This window comes from Kitasatospora sp. NPDC085464, from assembly GCF_044541955.1.
In the GTDB taxonomy this organism is placed as follows: Bacteria; Actinomycetota; Actinomycetes; order Streptomycetales; family Streptomycetaceae; genus Kitasatospora.
Map to the genome: position 1 here is coordinate 76,336 of NZ_JBITTM010000015.1, position 20,891 is coordinate 97,226.

The window sequence follows — 20,891 nt, forward strand, 5'->3', positions numbered from 1 at the left end:
TGCGGCGATGCGCACGGATCATTCGCTTCATAACGAATCGGACGGGAGGGCGGCGAAGTCTCCTTCACTTATTGACGCATCGGTCCGGTGACGCTTGACTCCCTGGCACTGCCGCGACGTCGCGGCGCCGTACAGGAGGCACCACCGATCATGAACAGACCCATGCGTCTCGCGGCCGCGGGCACGGCCGCCGTGTCGCTCGCACTCACCCTCGCGGCCTGCGGTCAGACCGTCGCGTCGCAGCAGCCGGGGGCCGGCGGGAGCGAACGGAGCATCGGTCTGCTTCTGCCGGAGAACACCTCCTCCACCCGCTACGAGGCCTTCGACAGGCCGCTGATCCAGCAGACGGTCACCAGCCTCTGCCCGAGGTGCACGATCGACTACGCCAACGCGGACGGGAACGAGAGCACCCAGAAGCGCCAGTTCGACGACATGCTGGCCAAGGGCGTCAAGGTCATCCTGCTCGACCCGGTCAACGCCAAGAGCACCGCGCCGTGGGTCGAGGCCGCCACTGCCAAGGGCGTGAAGGTCGTCGCCTACGACCGGCTGGCCGCCGGCAAGGTCGCCGCCTACGTGTCCTTCGACAACGGGCGCACCGGTGAACTCCAGGGTCAGACCCTGTTGGACGCGCTCGGCCCGAAGGCCGCCTCGGCCAATGTCGTGATGATCAACGGTGCCGAGTCCGACCCCAACGCGGCCCAGTTCAAGGCGGGCGCGCACCGCGCGCTGGACGGCAAGGTCAAGAAGATCGCCTACGAGCAGTCCGGCGAGTGGAAGCCGGAGGTGGCCACGGCGAAGATGAACGAGGCCATCCAGAGCCTGGGCAAGGACGGCATCCAGGCCGTCTACGCGGCCAACGACGGCATGGCCGCGGCCGTCATCGAGTCCCTGAAGGCGGCGGGCATCAAGAACGTGCCCGTGGGCGGCCAGGACGCGTCCATGGACGCGGTGCACCGGGTGCTCACCGGCGAGCAGGCCTACACCATCTACAAGCCGTACAAGCCCGAGGCGGACGCGGCCGGCAGGATCGCCGTCCAGCTGGTCGAGGGCCTGGACATCAGCTCGACGGCGACCTCGATCACCGACAGCGGCGGGCTGCACATCCCGTCCCTGCTGCTCACCCCGATCGTGGTGACCAAGGCGAAGGTGCAGGCCACGGTGGTCGGCGGCGGCCTCTACAAGGCCGCTGACATCTGCACGGCGCAGTACGCGGACGCCTGCGCGGCGGCCGGCGTCAAGTAGTGCGAGGACCGGTGCCCCGCCCCGCGGGGCGGGGCACCGGCCGCGTCGCCGCCGGCCGGAGCCGCCTTCGTGCGGAGGCGTCCTTCGCGGGTCAGGCGCTCGCGGTGTAGTCGTAGAAGCCGCGGCCGGACTTGCGGCCGAGCAGGCCCGCGTCGACCATCCGGGAGAGCAGCGGGGGAGCGGCGTACAGCGGCTCCTTGTACTCGTCGTACATCGACTCGGCGATCGACACGATGGTGTCCAGGCCGATCAGGTCGCACAGCCGCAGCGGGCCCATCGGGTGGGCGCAGCCGGCCTCCATGCCCTTGTCGATGTCGGAGGCGGTCGCCACGCCCGACTCGAACATCCGCACCGCGGACAGCAGGTACGGCACCAGCAGCGCGTTGACCACGAAGCCGGCCCGGTCGCGGGCGCGGATCGGCTCCTTGGCGAGCACCTGGGAGGCGAAGGCCTCGACGCGCTCGGTGGTCGCCGCGGAGGTGGTCAGGGTCGGGATGACCTCGACCAGCTTCTGCACCGGCGCCGGGTTGAAGAAGTGCAGGCCGATCACCTGCTCCGGGCGGGAGGTGGCGGCGGCCAGCTTCACGATCGGGATCGAGGAGGTGTTGGAGGCGAGGATCGCGTCCCGGCGCACGATGACCTGGTCCAGGGTCTGGAAGATCCGGACCTTGATGTCCTCGCGCTCGGCCACGGCCTCGACCACCAGGTCGCGGTCGGCGAAGTCGGCCAGGTCGACGGTGAAGGACAGCCGGGCCATCGCCTCGTCCCGCTGCTCGGGGGTCAGCTTGCCGCGCTTGACCGCCGTGTCCAGGGAGTTGGTCAGCCGCGTACGGCCGAGCTCCAGCGCCTCACCGGTGGCCTCCGACACCAGGACGTCCAGCCCGGCCCGGGCGAAGACCTCGGCGATGCCCGACCCCATCAGACCGCAGCCGACTACTCCGACGCGCGCGATGTCACTCACTCAGTTGCCCTTCGGTGGTGCTGGGGGTCGCCCAGCGACTGGTGGCCCAGCGAGCTGCTGGTCAGCGGGTCGGTGTACCGGAATGGGTGCACCGGTCACCGCCCCGACGACGTTACTACTCCGTACCGGCCAGTAGGTCACCCCCTCCCTGGCGGAGTGCCACCGCGGGTGGGTCCTCCGAACGGGTGAGGCGGCGGTCCCGGCCCGTGCGCCCGGGGCCGCCGCCGCCCGGTGGCCGACAGAATGCCGCAGACGGGGGCCGCGGACGGACAGCGGAACAGCGGACAGGGCCGGGGGCGGGAAGGGAGCACACGGTGTCGACGGGATCGCTCGCAGGACAGGTCGCCCTGGTCACCGGCGCCGGTCGGGGCATCGGCCGGGAGATCGCCATCGGCCTGGCCGCCGAGGGGATGGCGGTCGGCCTGGTCGGCCGCACGCACGAGACGCTGACCGACACCCTCAAGGAGTGCGTCAAGCGCGGCTCCCGGGGTGTCGCCGTCACCGCCGACGTCACCCGCCCCGGATCGGTGCGCGAGGCGGTCCGGCTGGTCGAGCGCGACCTCGGCCCGATCGACCTGCTGGTCAACAACGCCGGCCTGGTCGACCGCGCCGAGGTGCCGATCTGGGAGACCGACGTCAACCAGTGGTGGCAGGTGATCGAGACCAACCTGCGCGGCCCCTACAACCTGCTGCGCTGCGTGCTGCCCGGCATGGTCGACCGGCGCAGCGGCCGGGTGGTCAACCTCAACTCCGGCTTCGCGCTGCGCCCGGACGGCAACTACACCGCGTACGCGACGTCCAAGGGCGCGCTGCTCCAGCTCTCCGACAACATGGCGGACTCGCTCGCGCAGCACGACGTCGTGGTCCTGGACATCAGCCCGGGCGCGGTGGCCACCGACATGACCGCCGGGATGCCGATGTTCCAGGACATGAAGACCTGGGGCTCCATCCCGTACATGGTCGCGGTCACCGTGGACGCCGCCCGCGGCCGCTTCGACGGGCTGCACGGGCGGTTCATCCACGCCGGGCGGGACGACCTGGAGGAGATGGTCGGCCGGGCCGACGCGATCCGCGCCTCGGACGCCCGCACCCTGCGGCTGCGCCCGTACAAGGACGACGATCCGATGGTCTGACGGGCCCCGGGGCCCTCAGGCGCAGAGTTGGCTGGCGGTCACCGGCTTGAGCCCGGCCTTGGCGAGGCCGTCCAGGATGGCCGGCAGCGCGTCCACCGTGCACTGGTGGCCCATGTGCAGCGCGACGACGGAGCCGCCGCGCACCGAGTTCAGCACCCGGCGCTGCAGCTCGGCGGCCGAGGGGTCGTTGTAGTCGCGCGGGTCGACGTCGAAGGACAGCACGTGCTCGTAGCCGACGGCCCTGGCCTGCTCGCGCACCATCGGGGTCGCGTACTGCGCGGCGGACGGGCGGAACCAGCGGCCGATCGAGCCGGTGAGCCGCTGCAGCCGGTCGGCGCACTGGGCGATCTCGGCGCGGGCCTGGTCGGGCGTCATGGCGGAGATGTTGAGGTGGTTCTGGGTGTGGTTGCCCAGCTCGTGGCCGCCGTCCAGGATCCGCCGGGCCATCTGCGGCTGCTGGTCGAGCCAGCTGCCGACGACCATCACGGTCAGCTTGGCGCCGCGCTGCTCGGCGATCTCCAGCAGCGCGGTGGCCAGCTTCGGGTCCCCGCTGCCGTGGCAGGTGAGCGCCACGTTCTTGCCGGTGCGCGGCCCGTACACGACCTCGACGGGGGTGCCGGGCGCGAGCGGCGGCAGCGGGGGCGGGGTCGGCGGGGCGGAGGCCTGGGCGGCGGCCGGGGTGGCCTCGGCGGTGGGCTGGGGCTCCGCCGGGGTGGTCGGGGCGGGGGAGGCCGGGCCCTCGCCGCCGTTCCACGCCGGGTCGGTGACGTGCTGCGGGTCGACGGTGCCCGGGTGTGCGGCCAACGCCCCGGGGTCGGCGCGGCGGGGTACGTCGGTGCCGCAGGCGGTGAGGAGGCCACCGGCGGCGGAGAGGGCGGCCAGCTTGGCGGCGGTGCGCAGTACGGTGCGGCGGTCGGCAGTCATCGGCAGCCAGCATAGAGAGCACGGCCGGGGCGGGCGATCCGGTATGACCGGTCCCCATCGTCTTGACGTGCACACATTCTGTCTACGGGCGTTGCGTAAACCTGAACTACCGCTGTTTCCACGGTGTGTCGTTGGATACGATCACCGCGCACCGCGTGTTGACGGGCGGTCGCACAATTCCGGCATTGCGCATTGGGGGCGGAACAGGATGCACGACGACACCACGGCCACCGGCCAGGCGGGCGGCACCGACTGGGGCTGGGCCAGGGCGGACGACTGGCAGCCGCCGAGCGAGCTGGACACCGGCGTCCCGCACACCGCCCGGATGTACGACTACTACCTCGGCGGCAAGGACAACTTCGAAGCCGACCGCAAGGCCGCCCAGGCCGCGATAGCCGCCTACCCGGCGCTGCCGCTGCTGGCCCGCACCAACCGGCAGTTCCTCGGCCGCGCGGTGGAGTTCGCGGCCGGCCGCGGCATCCGCCAGTTCGTCGACATCGGCACCGGCATCCCGGCCGTCGGCTCCACCAGCGAGGCCGCCCAGCGGGTCGCCCCGGACGCCCGCGTGGTGTACGTGGACAACGACCCGATCGTCGCCACCCACGCCCGCGCCCTGCTCGCGAGCCACCCCGCCGGGCACACCTCGGTGATCGAGGCCGACCTGCGCGACCCGGCCGCGATCCTCGCCCACCCCGGGCTGGCCGCCGCCGTCGACCTCTCCCGGCCGGTCGCGCTGATGCTGGTCGCCGTGCTGCACTTCATCCGCGACGAGGACGGCGCGCAGCAGATCGTGCGCACCCTGCGCGACGCGCTCGCGCCCGGCAGCGCCCTGATCCTCTCGCACGGCAGCCCCGACTTCGCCTCCCGCGAGAGCGCAGCCGAGGGCACCCGGATCTACCGGAGCGCCAGCGCCCCGCTCGTGCTGCGCCCCCGGGCCGGTGTCGAACCCTTCTTCGGCGACTTCGAGTTCGCCGGCCCCGGGCTCGTCCAGCTCCCGCTCTGGCGCCCCACCGCCGGCCACGTCCCCACCACCGAACTGCCCGAGGGCTGGCAGGACGTCTCCGCGTACGCGGGCGTCGCCTTCAAGCCGTAGCCCCGCCGGCCGACCCGTACGGGACCGAGCCCGGTCCCGGCGCCTCCCTCCTGCGCCGGGACCGGGTCACCGCAGCCTACGCACCCGCACTGACAACCCCTCACCCGCCCCGGTAGCCTGCGGCGTGACCACCGCCCTGCCGCCGCTGCCCGCCGACGTCGCCGACCTGCTGCGGGCCCTCGCGGCGCCGCCCCGACTGGTCGCCCACCTCGCGCTGGTGCACGAGGTCGCCGAGGAGATCGCCGACTTCTGCGCCCGCGAGGGCCTGGAGTTCGACCGCGAGGCCGTCCGGTACGGCGCCGCCACCCACGACATCGGCAAGACCGTCCACCCCGAGGAGCTCTCCGCGCCCGGCTCCGCGCACGAGGCCGCCGGCCACGCCCTGTTGATCGCCCGCGGCGTCCCCGAGCGGCTCGCCCGCTTCGCCCGCAGCCACGCGCGGTGGGGCGAGCCCGGCACCACCGTCGAGGAACTGCTGGTCAGCCTGGCCGACAAGGCCTGGAAGAACAAGCGCGTCCCCGACCTGGAGGACCGCGTGGTCGACCGGCTCGCCGCCGCCGGCGGCCGGGAACGCTGGGAGGCCTTCCTCGCCCTGGACGACCTGCTCACCCGGATCGGCGAGGACGCCCCGCGGCGGCTCGCCGTCCAGGCCGGGCACCCCGTACGAACCGGGAGAAATTGACGCGACAGCGCCCGCGGCGCGGTGTTAGCTTCCGGGCATGGAACCCCTGAGCGAGAACGAGATCCGCGCGTCCTTCGTCAACTGCTCCAAGGGCGAGGCCCGTCGGCTCAACCTGCCCCGGGGTCTGGCCGAACTGCCCTGGGAGAACCTGGACTTCCTCGGCTGGCGGGACCAGGGCGCCCCCGACCGCGCCTACCTGGTGGCCCGGCACGGCGGCGAACTCGTCGGCGTGACACTGCGGGTGCCGACGGTCCGGCGCAGCCTGACCAAGACCAACGTCTGCTCGCTGTGCATCACCGCGCACGCCGGCACCGGCGTCGCGCTGCTCGCCGCCCGCCGGGCCGGCGCGGCCGGGCGCGAGGGCAACACGGTCGGGACGTACATCTGCGCCGACCTCGCCTGCTCGCTGTACGTGCGCGGGTTGAAGAAGTCCGCCCTGGTCACCAGGCCCGACGAGTCGCTGCCGCTGGAGGACCAGATCGCCCGGACGGTGGGCAACCTCGACGCCTTCGTCGCCAAGGTGCTCACCGACACGTCCGTCGGGTCCGCCGTGTCCGCGTAGCGCCCCGTGTCCGCGTAGGGCGCCCAAGCCCCGGGCTCACTGCCCGCGCAGCTGGTCCAGCTCGCGGCGCTCCCGCTTGGTCGGGCGCCCGGCCCCGCGGTCCCGCTGCCCGGCCGCCGCGACGAACTCGCGCGGCGGCCGCGGCGGGCTGTTGTCGACCAGGCACTCCGCGGCGACCTCGGCACCGACCCGCTTGCGGATCAGCTTCCGCACCACCACGACCCGCTCGTGGTTCTCCTCGCGGACCCGGACCTCGTCCCCGGCCTTCAGCGCCTGGGCCGGCTTGGCCCGCTCCCCGTTCACCCGGACGTGCCCGGCCCGGCAGGCGGCCGCCGCCAGCGCTCGCGTCTTCACCAGCCGGACCGACCAGATCCAGCTGTCCACCCGCACGCTTCCCTCGTGTTCAGCCATCCTCGGAGCCTACCCAAGCGGTCCGGTCCTTCCCGGGCTGCGCGGCCGGGGGCGTGCAGGCGGGACCCGCGCGGCCGGGGGCACGCCCCCGACGTCCGTGCGGCGGAAGGGCGTCCGCGCCGCCGTCCGCCGGCCTACGCCGCGCGCGGCGCCTCCTGGACCGCCCAGCCGTTCCCGTCCGGGTCGTTGAAGAACACGAAGTTGTTCCAGGCCTCGCCGTGCCCGTTCACCCGGGCCCCCGCCACGAAGTGCTGGACAGGGCTGACCTCCACGCCCCGCGCCCGCAGTTCGGCGTGCGCCTTCTCGATGTCCGCGACCACCAGTTGGAGGCCCTTGACGGACCCGGGCGGGGAGTCGATCACCCCCTTGCCCACCACGATCGAGCAGGGCGAGCCCGGGGGAGTCAGCTGGACGACCCGGACCCCGTCCCGCAGGCGGGTGTCGTGGTCCACCGTGAAGCCGGCCTGCTCCTCGTAGAAGAGCTTCGCGCGGTCCACGTCGGACACCGGGACCACCACGACTTCGAGCTTCCAGTCCATCGCCCTCACCCCTCTCGGTCGGGCTCTTCCAGTATCCGTCCGGCGGCCGTCATCCAAAACTGTTCCCCGGTGCCCGTCCGATAGCCTGAGAACACGATGAATCCGCAGACCACGCCCGCCGCGAACCCGCCGACCACCCTGCTGGCCACCCCGTGGGGCGCCCTCGACCTCACCCGCTTCCCCGAGGACCCGCGCGAGCGGCTCCGGGCCTGGGACGCCGCCGACGAGTACCTGCTGCGCCACCTCGCGGGCGAGGCGGCGAGCGCGGCCGGCGCCGCGACCGAGCTGGCCGACCGCCGGATCGCCGTCCTCGGCGACCGCTGGGGCGCGCTGACCACCGCGCTCGCCGGATTCCGGCCGGTCCAGATCTCCGACTCCCACCTCGGCCGGCAGGCCACCCTGGCCAACCTGGCCCGGGCCGGCGCCGACGTCGACGAGGACCGGCTGCTCACCACCCGGGACACCCCGCCGGAGCGGATCGACGTGCTGCTGGTGCGCGTCCCCAAGAGCCTGGCGCTGCTGGAGGACCAACTGCACCGGCTCGCCCCCGCGATCCACCCAGGCACCGTGGTGATCGGCGCCGGCATGGTCACCGAGATCCACACCTCCACGCTCCAGCTCTTCGAGCGGATCCTCGGCCCGACCCGCACCTCGCTCGCCGTCCGCAAGGCCCGGCTGATCCTCTGCACCCCGGACCCGGCGCTGGACCCCGGCCCGAACCCGTGGCCGCACCGCTACGCGCTGCCGTCGGACATCGGCCCCGCGGCCGGCCGTACGGTGGTCAACCACGCCGGCACCTTCTGCGCCGAGCGCCTCGACATCGGCACCCGCTTCTTCCTCGCCCACCTGCCCACTCCCGCCCCGGGCGCCCGGGTGGTGGACCTCGGCTGCGGCAACGGCGTGGTCGGCACGGCCGCGGCGCTCGCCGGGCCGGGCGCGCAACTGCTCTTCGTGGACGAGTCGCACCAGGCGGTGGCCTCCGCCGAGGAGACCTTCCGCACCAACCTGGGCCCGGACGCCCCGGCCGAGTTCCTCACGGCCGACGCGCTCGCGACGGACGCGGTCGCCCCCGGCTCGGTGGACCTGGTGCTCAACAACCCGCCGTTCCACTCCCACCAGGCCACCACCGACGCCACCGCGTGGCGGATGTTCACCGGCGCCAAGCGGGCGCTGCGGCCCGGCGGTGAGCTCTGGGTGGTCGGGAACCGCCACCTCGGCTACCACGTCAAGCTGCGTCGCCTCTTCGGCAACTGCCGGCTCGTGGCCGGCAACCCCAAGTTCGTGGTGCTGCGGGCGGTCAAGCGCTGATCCGGCGCCGTCGAGCGCTGATCCGGCGTCGTTGAGCGCCGATCCGGGCCGGGCGGGCGCGACCGAACCGGCCCGGTGACGAGCCGAACCACCCGTGACCGGCTGAACCACCCCTGACCTCCTGGCCTCCTGACCGCCGCCTCGCCCCGCCCCGCCCCGGCCCGGCCCGGGGCGGAGGCCGGGGTCCGCCATGAGCTCCTTGCATGAATTTTCCGTCGCGCGTATATTCATGCCAAGACTAAGGAGGAACGCCATGGCATTGCGAGTCGCCGTCGCCGGCGCGAGCGGGTACGCGGGCGGCGAGGTGCTGCGCCTGCTGCTCGGCCACCCGGAGGTGGAGATCGGGGCGCTCACCGGCGGCTCGAACGCGGGCGCCAGGCTGGGCGCGCTGCAGCCGCACCTGATCCCGCTCGCCGACCGCGTCCTCGAACCCACCACCCCCGAGGTGCTGGCCGATCACGACGTGGTGTTCCTGGCGCTGCCGCACGGCCAGTCCGCCGCCGTCGCCGAGGCCCTCGGCCAGAACGTCCTGGTGGTGGACTGCGGCGCCGACTTCCGGCTCAAGGCCGCCGCCGACTGGGAGCAGTTCTACGGCTCCGCGCACGCCGGCACCTGGCCCTACGGCCTGCCCGAACTCCCCGGCCACCGCGCCGCGTTGAAGGGCAGCAACCGGATCGCCGTGCCCGGCTGCTACCCGACGGCAGTCTCGCTCGCGCTGTTCCCCGCGTACGCGGCCGGGCTGGCCGAGCCGGAGGCCGTGGTGGTCGCCGCCTCCGGCACCTCCGGCGCGGGCAAGGCCGCCAAGCCGCACCTGCTGGGCAGCGAGGTGATGGGCAGTGTCAGCCCGTACGGCGTCGGCGGCGTGCACCGGCACACCCCCGAGATGGCCCAGAACCTCACCCCGCTCGCGGGCGAGCCGGTCACCGTCTCCTTCACCCCCACCCTCGTCCCGATGCCGCGCGGCATCCTCGCCACCTGCTCCGCCAAGGCGAAGCCCGGCGTGACCGCCGAGAGCCTGCGCGCCGCCTACACCGAGGCGTTCGCGGACGAGGCCTTCGTCCACCTGCTGCCCGAGGGGCAGTGGCCGCAGACCAGCAGCGTCTACGGCGCCAACACCGCCCTGGTCCAGGTCGCCCTGGACGCCGCCGCCGGGCGGATCGTCGCGATCAGCGCGATCGACAACCTGGTCAAGGGCACCGCGGGCGGCGCGGTGCAGAGCATGAACATCGCCCTCGGCCTTCCCGAGGAGCTGGGCCTTCCCGTGAACGGAGTCGCACCGTGAGCACTGCCACCAACGTGGGCGTGACGGCAGCCAAGGGCTTCCGCGCCGCCGGTGTGACGGCTGGCATCAAGGCCTCCGGCACCCCCGACCTCGCCCTGGTGGTCAACGACGGCCCGTCGCTCGCCGCGGCCGGCGTCTTCACCGCGAACCGGGTCAAGGCCGCGCCGGTGCTCTGGTCCGAGCAGGTCCTCAAGGGCGGCCTGGTGTCCGCCGTCGTCCTCAACTCCGGTGGTGCCAACGCCTGTACCGGCCCGCTCGGCTTCCAGGACACCCACGCCACCGCGGAGAAGGTCGCCGAGGAGCTGAAGCTCAACGCGGGCGAGGTCGCCGTCGCGTCCACCGGCCTGATCGGCGTCCGGCTGCCGATGGACATCCTGCTGCCGGGCGTGACCCAGGCCGTCGGCGAGCTCAGCGGGACCGGCGGCGAGGCCGCCGCGATCGCCATCAAGACCACCGACACCGTGCACAAGACCGCCCAGGTCACCAGCCCGGCCGGTTGGACGGTCGGCGGCATGGCCAAGGGCGCGGGCATGCTCGCGCCGAGCCTCGCCACCATGCTGGTCGTGCTCACCACCGACGCCGCCGTCGACAGTGCCGGCCTGGACGCCGCCCTGCGCGGCGCCACCCGGACCACCTTCGACCGGATCGACTCCGACGGCTGCATGTCCACCAACGACACCGTGCTGCTGCTCGCCTCCGGCGCCTCCGGCGTCACCCCGGACGGGGCCGAGTTCGCCGAGGCCGTCCGCACGGTCAGCGCCGACCTGGCCCGCCAGCTGATCGGCGACGCCGAGGGCGCCGGCAAGGACATCCGGATCGACGTCACCGGCGCCGCCACCGAGGACGAGGCGGTCGAGGTCGCCCGGACGATCAGCCGCAACAACCTGCTCAAGTGCGCCATCCACGGCGAGGACCCCAACTGGGGCCGGGTGCTGGCCGCGATCGGCACCACCTCCGCCGCGTTCGACCCGAACGAGCTGGACGTCGCCATCAACGGGGTCTGGGTCTGCAAGGACGGCGGCGTCGGCGAGGACCGCGACCTGGTGGACATGACGGGCCGCGAGGTCGTCATCACGGCGGACCTCAACGCCGGCCCCGCGAGCGCCTCGGTGTGGACCAACGACCTCACCGCTGACTACGTTCACGAGAACAGCGCCTACTCGACCTGATCCACGTCACTTCGTCCGCGACATCCTGACCCGCGGCAGCACCGAGCCGCGGCAGCACCGAGCCGCGACGTCCTCCCCCTGGCCTCCGGCCCGGGGGACCCCCATCGACGAGGGAATCCCGTGCAGATCGCACCCAAGGGCGAACAGGCCCGCAACAACACCGCGTTGCCCAAGGCCATGACGCTGATCGAGGCGCTGCCGTGGCTGGAGCGCTTCCACGGCAAGACCGTCGTGATCAAGTTCGGCGGCAACGCCATGGTCGACGACGAGCTGAAGGCCGCGTTCGCCCAGGACGTCGTCTTCCTGCGCTACGCCGGACTCCACCCCGTCGTGGTGCACGGCGGCGGCCCGCAGATCAGCGCCCAGTTGGACAGGCTCGGCCTGGAGTCCAGCTTCACCAACGGCCTGCGGGTCACCACCCCCGAGACCATGGACGTGGTCCGGATGGTCCTGGCCGGCCAGGTGCAGCGCGAGCTGGTCGGCCTGCTGAACGAGCACGGCCCGTTCGCCGTCGGCATGACCGGCGAGGACGCGCACACCATGACGGCGGTCAAGCGCTACGCCGTGGTGGACGGCGAGCAGGTGGACATCGGCCTGGTCGGCGACATCGTCAACATCGAGGCCGGCGCGGTGAAGGCGCTGATCGCCGACGGCCGGATCCCGGTCGTCTCCTCGATCGCACGGGGCGCCGACGGCCACGTCTACAACATCAACGCCGACACCGCCGCCGCCGCCCTGGCGGTCGCGCTCGGCGCCGAGATGCTCGTCATCCTCACCGACGTCGAGGGCCTCTACAAGGACTGGCCGAACTCCGACGACGTGATCAGCCAGCTCAACGCGAGCGAGCTGGACGAACTGCTGCCCGGCCTGGCCAGCGGCATGCTCCCCAAGATGGAGGGCTGCCTGCGCGCCGTCCGCTCCGGCGTCGGCACCGCCCGCGTCCTGGACGGCCGGGTGCCACACAGCCTGCTGCTGGAGATCTTCACCGACGAGGGCATCGGCACGATGGTCGTGCCGGACGACGAACCGACCGTGACCGGGGGACTGGCATGACGCACAACGAGCAGCTCGCCGAGCGGTGGCAGCACAGCTTCACCGACAACTACGGCACCCCGCGGATCCCGCTGGTGCGCGGCGAGGGCAGCAAGCTCTGGGACGCCGACGGCAAGGAGTACACCGACCTGCTCGGCGGCATCGCCGTCAACGCCCTCGGCACCGCCCACCCGGCCGTCGTCGAGGCGGTCGGCAGGCAGATCGCCACCCTGGGCCACGTCTCCAACCTCTTCATGGCCGAGCCCACCATCGCCCTCGCCGAGCGCCTGCTGGAGCTGGACGGCCGGGCGGGCGGCCGGGTGTTCTTCTGCAACTCCGGAGCCGAGGCCAACGAGGCCGCGTTCAAGATCAGCCGGCGCACCGGCCGCACCCACCTGGTCGCCCTCCAGGGCGCCTTCCACGGCCGGACCATGGGCGCCCTCGCGCTCACCGGCCAGCCCGCCAAGCAGGACCCGTTCCGCCCGCTGCCCGGCGACGTCACCCATGTCCCGTTCGGTGACGTCGAGGCGCTGCGCGCGGCCGTCACCACCGAGACCGCCGCGGTCTTCCTGGAGCCGATCCAGGGCGAGAACGGCGCCGTCCCGCTCCCGGACGGCTACCTGAAGGCGGCGCGCGAGATCACCCGGGCCACCGGTACCCTGCTGGTCCTGGACGAGATCCAGACCGGCGTGGGCCGCACCGGCCACTGGTACGCCCACCAGGCCTTCGAGGGCGTCGAGCCGGACGTCGTCACCCTGGCCAAGGCGCTCGGCGGGGGGCTGCCGATGGGCGCCGTCCTCGCCTTCGGCCCGGCCGCCGAGCTGCTCACCCCGGGCCAGCACGGCACCACCTTCGGCGGCAATCCGGTGGCCGCCGCGGCCGGGCTCGCGGTGCTGGACACCATCGAGTCCGAGGGCCTGCTGGAGCACGTCCGCAAGCTCGGCGAACGGCTGCGGCACGGCGTCGAGGCGATCGGCGACCCGCTGGTCTCGCACGTGCGCGGCGCCGGCCTGCTGCTCGGCATCGTGCTCACCGCTCCGGTCTCGGCGCAGGTCCAGGCCGTCGCGCAGCAGGCCGGCTTCCTCGTCAACGCGGCCGTCCCGGACGCCGTACGGCTGGCTCCGCCGCTCGTCCTGACCGAGCAGGAGGCGGACGCCTTCCTCGCGGCCCTGCCGGGCATCCTCCGGACGGTGCGCGAGAACGCCCCGGCCGATGCGAGTTGACCGTCGTCCGGGAGAATAATCACATGACCGCTTCCCATTCCGGCCCGTCCGCCGCCGGCCCGACGCCGCAGGTCCCGCAGACCCGCACCGCGCGCCACCGGCGGATCGTGGACCTGCTCACCCGCCAGCCCGTGCGTTCGCAGAGCCAGCTCGCCAAGCTGCTCGCCGACGACGGACTCGTGGTCACCCAGGCCACCCTCTCCCGGGACCTGGACGAGCTGGGCGCGGTCAAGATCCGCAACCGGGACGGCGCGCTGATCTACGCCGTCCCGGCCGAGGGCGGCGACCGCACGCCGCGCGCACCGATGGGGGAGTCGGCCAGCGAGGGCCGGATGGCCCGGCTGGCCGGCGAGCTGATGGTCTCCGCGACGGCCTCCGGCAACCTGGTCGTGCTGCGCACCCCGCCGGGCGCCGCCCAGTTCCTCGCCTCGGCGATCGACCAGGCCGAGGTGTTCGAGATCATCGGCACCATCGCCGGCGACGACACGGTGCTGCTGATCAGCCGCGACCCGGCCGGCGGCCAGGCGCTCGCCGACCACCTCATGCAACTCGCCCAGGCGAAGGCGCAGTAGCGCCCGGAAACCCCACGACCCCGGCCGACGGATCCATGCGGCCGGGGTTTTGTGTTCCATACGCCATCGTGCATACTTATGCCGTCCGCTGTACATGCATGAAGGAGCCACGCGATGACCGCCCAGCAGTCCTCCGACGTCCGCCTCTGGGGCGCGCGCTTCGCCGACGGCCCGTCCGAGGCGCTGGTCAGGCTGTCCGCCTCGGTCCACTTCGACTGGCGGCTCGCGCCGTACGACATCGCCGGCTCCAAGGCCCACGCCCGGGTCCTGCACAAGGCCGGGCTGCTGTCCGACGACGAGCTGTCCGCCATGCTGGCCGGCCTCGACCGGCTGCTCGCCGACGTCGAGGCGGGCACCTTCACGGGCACTGTCGCCGACGAGGACGTCCACACCGCCCTGGAGCGCGGCCTGCTGGAGCGCCTCGGCGCCGAGCTCGGCGGCAAGCTGCGGGCCGGGCGCTCCCGCAACGACCAGATCGCCACCCTGTTCCGGATGTACCTGCGGGACCACGCGAAGACCATCGGCGGCCTGCTTCTCGACCTCCAGGAGGCCCTGGTCGGCCTCGCCGAGGCGCACCCGGACACCGCCATGCCGGGCCGCACCCACCTCCAGCACGCCCAGCCGGTGCTCTTCGCCCACCACGTCCTCGCGCACGTTCAGGCCCTCGGCCGGGACGCCGAGCGGCTGCGCCAGTGGGACGCCCGCACCGCCGTCTCGCCGTACGGCTCCGGGGCGCTGGCCGGCTCCTCGCTCGGCCTCGACCCGCAGGCCGTCGCCGCCGACCTCGGCTTCGAGGGCGGCTCGGTCGGCAACTCGATCGACGGCACGGCCTCGCGCGACTTCGTCGCCGAGTTCGCCTTCGTGACCGCGATGATCGGGATCAACCTCTCCCGGATCGCGGAGGAGGTGATCATCTGGAACACCAAGGAGTTCGGCTTCATCACGCTGCACGACGCCTTCTCCACCGGCTCCTCGATCATGCCGCAGAAGAAGAACCCGGACATCGCCGAGCTCGCCCGCGGCAAGTCCGGCCGCCTGATCGGCAACCTGACCGGCCTGCTGGCCACCCTCAAGGCGTTGCCGCTCGCCTACAACCGGGACCTCCAGGAGGACAAGGAGCCGGTCTTCGACTCCTGCGACACGCTGGAGGTGCTGCTGCCCGCGTTCACCGGGATGATGGCCACCCTCACCGTGCACCGGGAGCGGCTGGAGGAGCTCGCCCCGGCCGGTTTCTCGCTCGCCACCGACATCGCCGAGTGGCTGGTCAAGCAGGGCGTGCCGTTCCGGGTCGCGCACGAGGTGGCCGGCGCCTGCGTCAAGGTCTGCGAGGCCGAGGGCATCGAGCTGTCCGACCTGACGGACGAGCAGTTCGCCGCGATCTCCGAGCACCTGACGCCGCAGGTGCGCTCGGTGCTCAGCGTGCACGGCGCCATCGCCTCCCGCGACGGGCGCGGCGGCACCGCCCCCTCCGCGGTCGCGGTCCAGCTCGCCGAGGTGAAGGCGGACCTGGCGCGGCAGCAGGAGTGGGCCCGGGGCTGACCGGCCGCCGGCGGGAGGAGGGGCGCGGCGGTCCGACCGGCGCGCCCCTCCGGCGTCCGCGCCACGGCCCGGGCGTAACCGGCCCCGCCCCGGTGCGTCATGCACGGTGTGTGCACCACCCTTCCCCCCGTCCCCTCCGCCGAGGACGTCTACCTCGCCGAACGCCGCCGCCGCGTGGTCCGCGAGACCGTGGCCGCCCTGCCCGGCCGCTGTCCGCAACTGATCGCCGCCCTCGCCGAGGACCCGCCGCCCACCTACCGCGAGCTCTCCGAGCGCCTCGGCATGCCCCGCGGCTCCATCGGTCCCACGCGCTCCCGCTGCCTCGCCTGCCTGCGCACGCTGCTCCGAGCGGAGCGTTATCCGTGACGCGCCCCGGGGCCCTCCGGGCACCCGCGCCGCCCCCGGAACCGGGCGTGACCCTCGCCACGTCCGGCCCCGCGAAGGTTGAGGGGAGCTGACGCCCGGGTAGAGCGCTGGCGAACGCAGCTCTTGACGGTGCCGCGATCACTCGGATACTGAGCGTGAGCGCGCCACCCTCTGCGCGCAGGGCACGACGACTGGGGAGGCCCCTCCACATGGGCATGAGCGTGATCATCTCGGCCGCGGCGGCCGAGGACGCGGAGCAGATCCTCAAGCTCCAGTACCTCGGGTACCAGCCCGAGGCCGAGCTGTACGGCGACTGGGCGATCGAGCCCCTGACGCAGAGCCTGGAGAGCCTGCGCGCCGAACTGACCGAGCAGCACTTCCTGGTCGCCCGGCTGGGCGACGAGGTGGTCGGCACCGTCCGCGGCCGGATCGACGCCGACGGCGTCGGCCGGATAGGGCGTCTGGTCGTCCACCCGCGGATGCAGCGCCACGGCCTGGGCGGCCGCCTGCTGGACGCGCTGGAGCGCCGGCTCGCCGAGGACGGCCCGGTGTCCGCCTACCGCCTGTTCACCGGCCACCGCAGCCTCGGCAACCTGCGCCTGTACGCCCGCCAGGGCTACCGTCAGACCCGGGTCGAACAGGTCAACAGCCGGCTGAGCTTCGTCCACCTGGAGAAGGCCGTCGGCACCCCGCTCGCCGCGACGGCCTGACCCCGCCGCACCGCGCCCCCCACTCGGCGCCGCCACCATCCGGACGGTCCGGTGGCGGCGCCGAGTCATGTCTTCCCTGGTCACAGCGGTCGCTGTCCGCATTGCGGACAGCGACCGCCAAATAATTGGGCGTACCCCGAACCATCTGTTTTACTGGCTCACATGACTGCGACGACGAACTGCACCCCCACCGGCACGCTGCCGGCAGGTGAGCGTGCCATGTGCCGTCGAATGTGTCACTGCTGAGGGCCACCGCCCCCGGCACCCCCGTACGGGTGCCTCCCCTCGCGCCCCGAAGCGAGACTCGGCGCCGCTCCCGCCCGTGCGAGCGCGCCCATCCTCCCGGACCCCTTCCCTTGCCGTGCCCGCCCACTCGCGGGCGCCGGTGACTCGTGAGGGCCGCGCCGTCGCGCGTCCCGGCCGCCCGGCGGCCACGACCAAGGGCGTCAGGTCCGGATCCCCCCGGCGGAGCGCCGCAGGAAACCGCCGACCGGAACCCGGTCGGGCGGTCGACCCGTGCCGCCCGCCCCCGACCCACGGAAGCAGCTGTGATCACCACCACGGACCTCACGAAGGTCTACCGCTCCCGAGGCCGCGAGGTGACCGCCCTCGCCGGTGTCGACCTGCACGTCCGCCCGGGCGAGGTCTACGGCGTCGTCGGCACCAGCGGTGCCGGCAAGTCCACCCTCATCCGCTGCGTGAACATGCTGGAGCGCCCGACTTCCGGCACCGTCACCGTGGACGGGGTCGAGCTCACCGCGCTGCCCGGCGGCGAGAACCGGGCCGGACGGGAACTGCGCGAGGCGCGCCGCCGGATCGGCATGGTCTTCCAGCACTTCAACCTGCTGTCCTCGCGGACGGTGCAGCAGAACGTCGAACTCCCGCTGGAGATCATCGGTCTGGACCGCACCCAGCGCCGCCGCAAGGCCGCCGAACTGCTCGACCTGGTCGGCCTCGGCGACAAGGCCCGCAGCTACCCCAACCAGCTGTCCGGCGGCCAGAAGCAGCGCGTCGGCATCGCCCGCGCCCTGGCCGGCGACCCCAAGGTGCTGCTCTCCGACGAGGCCACCTCGGCACTCGACCCGGAGACCACCCGCTCGATCCTCAACCTGCTGCGCGAGCTCAACCAGCAGCTCGGCCTCACCGTCCTGCTGATCACCCACGAGATGGACGTCATCAAGTCCGTCTGCGACTCCGCCGCCCTGATGCGCGGCGGCAAGGTGGTCGAGTCCGGCGCGCTCACCGACCTGCTCGCCGAGCCCGGCTCCGAGCTGGCCCGCGAGCTGTTCCCGCTCAGCGAGTTCGGCACCGGCCACCCCGGCTCCACCGTGCTGGAGATCACCTTCCAGGGCGACACCTCGGCCCAGCCGTTCGTCTCCCAGCTGGCCCGCACCTACCAGATCGACATCAACATCCTCGGCGCCGCGGTGGAGACCATCGGCGGCCGGATGGTCGGGCGGATGCGGGTCGAGCTGACCGGCGGGCACCAGGACAACGTGGTGCCGATCGGCTACCTGCGCGAGCAGGGCCTGCAGGTGGACGTGATCGGCGCGGCGGAAGGAGCGGTGGCATGACCTGGGACGAGATGTGGGCCCTGATGAGGCCCGCCACGGTGGAGACCTTCCAGATGGTCGGCGTGTCCACGGTCTTCACCGTGCTGCTCGGCCTGCCGCTCGGCGTCCTGCTGGTGCTCACGTCCAAGGGCGGGGCGCTCCAGAACCAGCCGGTGAACAAGGTGCTCGGCGCGATCGTGAACCTCGCGCGCTCGCTGCCGTTCATCATCCTGATGATCGCGCTGATCTCCTTCACCCGCTGGCTGACCGGCAACTCGCTCGGCTGGCAGGCCGCCACCGTGCCGCTGACCGTCGGCGCGATCCCCTTCTTCGCCCGGCTCGTCGAGACCAACGTCCGCGAGGTCGACCGCGGCCTGGTCGAGGCCGTGCAGGCGATGGGCGGCGGCACCTGGACGCTCGTCCGCAAGACCTTCGTCCCCGAGGCCCTCCCCGGCATCGTGGCCTCCGTCACCACCACCGTCATCGCGCTGATCGGCTACTCCGCGATGGCCGGCACCGTCGGCGGCGGCGGCCTCGGCGACCTCGCCTACCGGTACGGCTACCTGCGCTTCGAGACCGCCTTCATGTGGATCATCGTCGCCGAGATCGCGCTCATCGTCACCGCCGTCCAGCTGGCCGGCGACTACCTCGTGCGCCGCCTGGCCAACCGCGGCCACGGCGGAGGCCGGACCCGCCTGCTGCGCCTCCCCGGCGCCGCCACCGCCGACGAGGACCTCGTCGCCTCCTAGGCCCCGTCGCCTCCCAGACCTCCCACGTCCGATCCCCGGGCGCGGCTCCCCGTATCACGCAGAAAGGCACTTTTCGTGCGCAACGTTGTGAAGTTCACCAGTGTCCTCGCCACCGCCGGCCTCGCCCTCTCGGTGGCCGCCTGCAGCAGCTCGGGCTCGTCCTCCTCGGACCCGAACGCGCCGCTCAAGGTCGTCGCCAGCCCCACCCCGCACGGGCAGATCCTCAAGTTCGTCAAGGACAACCTCGCGGAGAAGGCCGGCCTCAAGCTGGACATCAAGGAGGTCACCGACTACGTGACCCCCAACACGGCGGTGCAGGACGGTTCGGCCGACGCCAACTACTTCCAGCACGCCCCGTACCTGGAGGACTTCAACAAGAAGCGCGGCACGGACGTCGTCTCGGTCGGGACCGTGCACCTGGAGCCGCTCGGCGTCTACTCCAAGAAGGTCAAGTCGATCACCGACCTCCCGGACGGTGCCACCATCGGCCTGCCCAACGACGCCACCAACGAGGGCCGCGCGCTCAAGCTGCTCGCCGACAACAAGCTGATCACCCTCAAGGACGGCGCCGGCACCGCCGCCACCCCGGCCGACGTGACCGGCAACCCGAAGAACCTCAAGTGGAAGGAGCTGGAGGCCGCCCAGCTGCCCCGCTCCATCGCCGACGTCGACGCCGCCGTCATCAACGGCAACTACGCGCTGGACTCCGGCCTCAAGCCCGCCACCGACGCGCTGGTGCTGGAGAAGGCCGAGGGCAACCCGTACGCCAACATCCTCGCCGTCAAGAAGGGCAAGGAGAACGACCCGCGGGTCAAGAAGCTCGCCGAGCTGCTGCACTCCGACGAGGTCAAGAAGTACATCGAGGACACCTTCCAGGGCTCGGTCGTCCCGGCGTTCTGATCCGCCGTACCGCCGCCGTACGCCCCCCACGCCCGACCGGGCCCCCGCCGCACCTCGGCGGGGGCCCGGTCGGGCAGTATGCACCAGGGACACCTTCGGGCGACCGCGTTCTGACGTACCGTCGTGCGCGCGGCGCACCGCGTGGTACCCGGAGTGCGACGGAGGCGTACGGTGTTGTGTTCACGACCCGGCGAGGAGAGACGGCATGGCAGCGAGCTTCCCCGAGACCGCCATCAGCACCGAACGGTTGCTGTTGCGTCCCCTTGCGGAGGACGACGCCCCCGGCCTCTCCACGATGATGGCCGATGACCTCGTCCTGGCCTGGACCGACCTCCCGCAGCCGTTCACCGAGGCGTACGCCGCCGAGCTCGCCCGCGCCCTCGCCCCCGCCCACCGGGCCGCCGGGCGCGGCATCGTCTTCGCCGTCACCGAACACCTGACCCAGCGCCTGGTCGGCCTGGTCGAACTGCGCAACACCGACTGGCGGCTGCGCAGCACCGAGATCTCCTACGTCACCGCCTCCTGGGCGCGCGGCGAGGGCTACGCCCCGGAGGCCGTCCTCGGGGTCGCCCAGTGGCTGTTCGAGGACCGCGGCTTCCTGCGCCTGGAGATGCGCACCGCCGCGGGGAACACCGCCGCCCAGCAGGTCGCCGGGAAGATCGGTGCGATCAGCGAGGGCGTGCTGCGCAGCGCCTGGATAGTGCGCGACGAGCCCGGCGAGGTCGTGGTGGGGGTGCCGCCCGGCCGCCGGGCCGGGGGAGAGAGCCGCAGCGACCTCATCCTGTGGAGCCTGCTCCCGGAGGACCTGGAGTCGCCCGAGCTGCACCGGGACGGATGGCACGGCGACCGCCGCTACGTGCTGCGCGACTGAACCCGCGGCACCGGGGCCGCCGGACCTGCCCGGTCGGACCGAGCCCTGCCGGACCGCGCCGGGTCGGACC

The 20,891-nt window shown here is 72.9% G+C and carries 22 protein-coding genes; 18 read left to right on the forward strand and 4 right to left on the reverse strand.

Going from position 1 to position 20,891, the window contains the following annotated elements:
• Positions 1–150: 150 nt before the first annotated feature.
• Positions 151–1,242 (forward strand): sugar ABC transporter substrate-binding protein, encoded by a 1,092-nt coding sequence (locus ACIGG8_RS15600; RefSeq protein ID WP_396548368.1) that lies wholly within the window; start codon positions 151–153, stop codon positions 1,240–1,242.
• A gap of 91 nt (positions 1,243–1,333) precedes the next feature.
• Here ACIGG8_RS15600 and ACIGG8_RS15605 read toward each other — a convergent pair whose 3' ends face one another.
• Positions 1,334–2,203, reverse strand: a complete 870-nt coding sequence (locus ACIGG8_RS15605) for a 3-hydroxybutyryl-CoA dehydrogenase (RefSeq protein ID WP_350523776.1) — start codon at positions 2,201–2,203, stop codon at positions 1,334–1,336.
• 314 nt (positions 2,204–2,517) lie between these two features.
• On the opposite strand from ACIGG8_RS15605, the gene ACIGG8_RS15610 reads away from it, so the two are divergent.
• The gene (locus ACIGG8_RS15610; protein ID WP_350523775.1) at positions 2,518–3,336 is read left to right on the forward strand and encodes an SDR family oxidoreductase; all 819 of its coding nucleotides are present in this window, start codon (positions 2,518–2,520) and stop codon (positions 3,334–3,336) included.
• 15 nt (positions 3,337–3,351) lie between these two features.
• On the opposite strand, the gene ACIGG8_RS15615 is transcribed toward ACIGG8_RS15610, so the two are convergent.
• Entirely contained in the window at positions 3,352–4,260 is a 909-nt protein-coding gene (locus tag ACIGG8_RS15615) for a polysaccharide deacetylase family protein (RefSeq protein ID WP_396548369.1), read from the reverse strand.
• Positions 4,261–4,468: 208 nt separating this feature from the next.
• Between ACIGG8_RS15615 and ACIGG8_RS15620 the strand changes: the two genes are divergently transcribed.
• The 3 genes from ACIGG8_RS15620 to ACIGG8_RS15630 all read left to right on the forward strand — a co-directional run bounded on the left by ACIGG8_RS15620 (position 4,469) and on the right by ACIGG8_RS15630 (position 6,597).
• Positions 4,469–5,353: an SAM-dependent methyltransferase gene (locus ACIGG8_RS15620; protein WP_350523773.1), complete on the forward strand. Its 885-nt coding sequence runs from the start codon at positions 4,469–4,471 to the stop codon at positions 5,351–5,353.
• Positions 5,354–5,477: 124 nt separating this feature from the next.
• A complete protein-coding gene (locus ACIGG8_RS15625; protein ID WP_396548370.1) occupies positions 5,478–6,035 on the forward strand; it encodes an HDIG domain-containing metalloprotein in 558 nt (185 codons plus the stop codon).
• A gap of 37 nt (positions 6,036–6,072) precedes the next feature.
• Positions 6,073–6,597 (forward strand): FBP domain-containing protein, encoded by a 525-nt coding sequence (locus ACIGG8_RS15630; protein WP_350523771.1) that lies wholly within the window; start codon positions 6,073–6,075, stop codon positions 6,595–6,597.
• 36 nt (positions 6,598–6,633) lie between these two features.
• Here ACIGG8_RS15630 and ACIGG8_RS15635 read toward each other — a convergent pair whose 3' ends face one another.
• Positions 6,634–7,008: a S4 domain-containing protein gene (locus ACIGG8_RS15635; RefSeq protein WP_350523770.1), complete on the reverse strand. Its 375-nt coding sequence runs from the start codon at positions 7,006–7,008 to the stop codon at positions 6,634–6,636.
• Between the two features lie 134 nt (positions 7,009–7,142).
• Entirely contained in the window at positions 7,143–7,547 is a 405-nt protein-coding gene (locus ACIGG8_RS15640; RefSeq protein WP_350523769.1) for a VOC family protein, read from the reverse strand.
• Positions 7,548–7,643: 96 nt separating this feature from the next.
• Between ACIGG8_RS15640 and ACIGG8_RS15645 the strand changes: the two genes are divergently transcribed.
• From ACIGG8_RS15645 to ACIGG8_RS15705, 13 genes are all read left to right on the forward strand, one after another.
• Positions 7,644–8,855 carry a methyltransferase gene (locus ACIGG8_RS15645; protein WP_396548371.1) on the forward strand — a complete coding sequence of 404 codons (1,212 nt, stop codon included), beginning with the start codon at positions 7,644–7,646 and terminating at the stop codon, positions 8,853–8,855.
• A gap of 253 nt (positions 8,856–9,108) precedes the next feature.
• The gene (argC, locus tag ACIGG8_RS15650) at positions 9,109–10,137 is read left to right on the forward strand and encodes an N-acetyl-gamma-glutamyl-phosphate reductase (protein ID WP_396548372.1); all 1,029 of its coding nucleotides are present in this window, start codon (positions 9,109–9,111) and stop codon (positions 10,135–10,137) included.
• A 14-nt stretch (positions 10,138–10,151) separates the two neighbouring features.
• Positions 10,152–11,306, forward strand: a complete 1,155-nt coding sequence (gene argJ, locus ACIGG8_RS15655) for a bifunctional glutamate N-acetyltransferase/amino-acid acetyltransferase ArgJ (RefSeq protein ID WP_396548469.1) — start codon at positions 10,152–10,154, stop codon at positions 11,304–11,306.
• A gap of 177 nt (positions 11,307–11,483) precedes the next feature.
• Positions 11,484–12,359, forward strand: coding sequence for an acetylglutamate kinase (gene argB / locus ACIGG8_RS15660; protein WP_396548471.1), 876 nt, complete (start codon positions 11,484–11,486; stop codon positions 12,357–12,359).
• Positions 12,356–13,561, forward strand: coding sequence for an acetylornithine transaminase (locus tag ACIGG8_RS15665; RefSeq protein WP_350523767.1), 1,206 nt, complete (start codon positions 12,356–12,358; stop codon positions 13,559–13,561). The genes argB and ACIGG8_RS15665 overlap by 4 nt, the downstream gene beginning before the upstream one ends.
• 23 nt (positions 13,562–13,584) lie before the next feature.
• Positions 13,585–14,133, forward strand: a complete 549-nt coding sequence (locus ACIGG8_RS15670; protein ID WP_049652068.1) for an arginine repressor — start codon at positions 13,585–13,587, stop codon at positions 14,131–14,133.
• A 114-nt stretch (positions 14,134–14,247) separates the two neighbouring features.
• Entirely contained in the window at positions 14,248–15,672 is a 1,425-nt protein-coding gene (gene argH / locus ACIGG8_RS15675; RefSeq protein ID WP_396548373.1) for an argininosuccinate lyase, read from the forward strand.
• Positions 15,673–15,780: 108 nt separating this feature from the next.
• The gene (locus ACIGG8_RS15680) at positions 15,781–16,038 is read left to right on the forward strand and encodes a winged helix-turn-helix domain-containing protein (protein ID WP_350523765.1); all 258 of its coding nucleotides are present in this window, start codon (positions 15,781–15,783) and stop codon (positions 16,036–16,038) included.
• A gap of 209 nt (positions 16,039–16,247) precedes the next feature.
• Positions 16,248–16,748 carry a GNAT family N-acetyltransferase gene (locus tag ACIGG8_RS15685; protein ID WP_396548374.1) on the forward strand — a complete coding sequence of 167 codons (501 nt, stop codon included), beginning with the start codon at positions 16,248–16,250 and terminating at the stop codon, positions 16,746–16,748.
• Between the two features lie 548 nt (positions 16,749–17,296).
• Complete coding sequence (locus ACIGG8_RS15690) at positions 17,297–18,322, forward strand: methionine ABC transporter ATP-binding protein (protein ID WP_396548376.1); 1,026 nt, start codon at positions 17,297–17,299, stop codon at positions 18,320–18,322.
• Positions 18,319–19,050, forward strand: a complete 732-nt coding sequence (locus tag ACIGG8_RS15695; protein WP_396548378.1) for a methionine ABC transporter permease — start codon at positions 18,319–18,321, stop codon at positions 19,048–19,050. Before ACIGG8_RS15690 ends, ACIGG8_RS15695 begins: the two co-directional genes overlap by 4 nt.
• 75 nt (positions 19,051–19,125) lie before the next feature.
• Positions 19,126–19,950, forward strand: a complete 825-nt coding sequence (locus tag ACIGG8_RS15700) for a MetQ/NlpA family ABC transporter substrate-binding protein (RefSeq protein WP_396548380.1) — start codon at positions 19,126–19,128, stop codon at positions 19,948–19,950.
• A 205-nt stretch (positions 19,951–20,155) separates the two neighbouring features.
• Entirely contained in the window at positions 20,156–20,821 is a 666-nt protein-coding gene (locus tag ACIGG8_RS15705; RefSeq protein ID WP_396548382.1) for a GNAT family N-acetyltransferase, read from the forward strand.
• Positions 20,822–20,891: the final 70 nt, after the last annotated feature.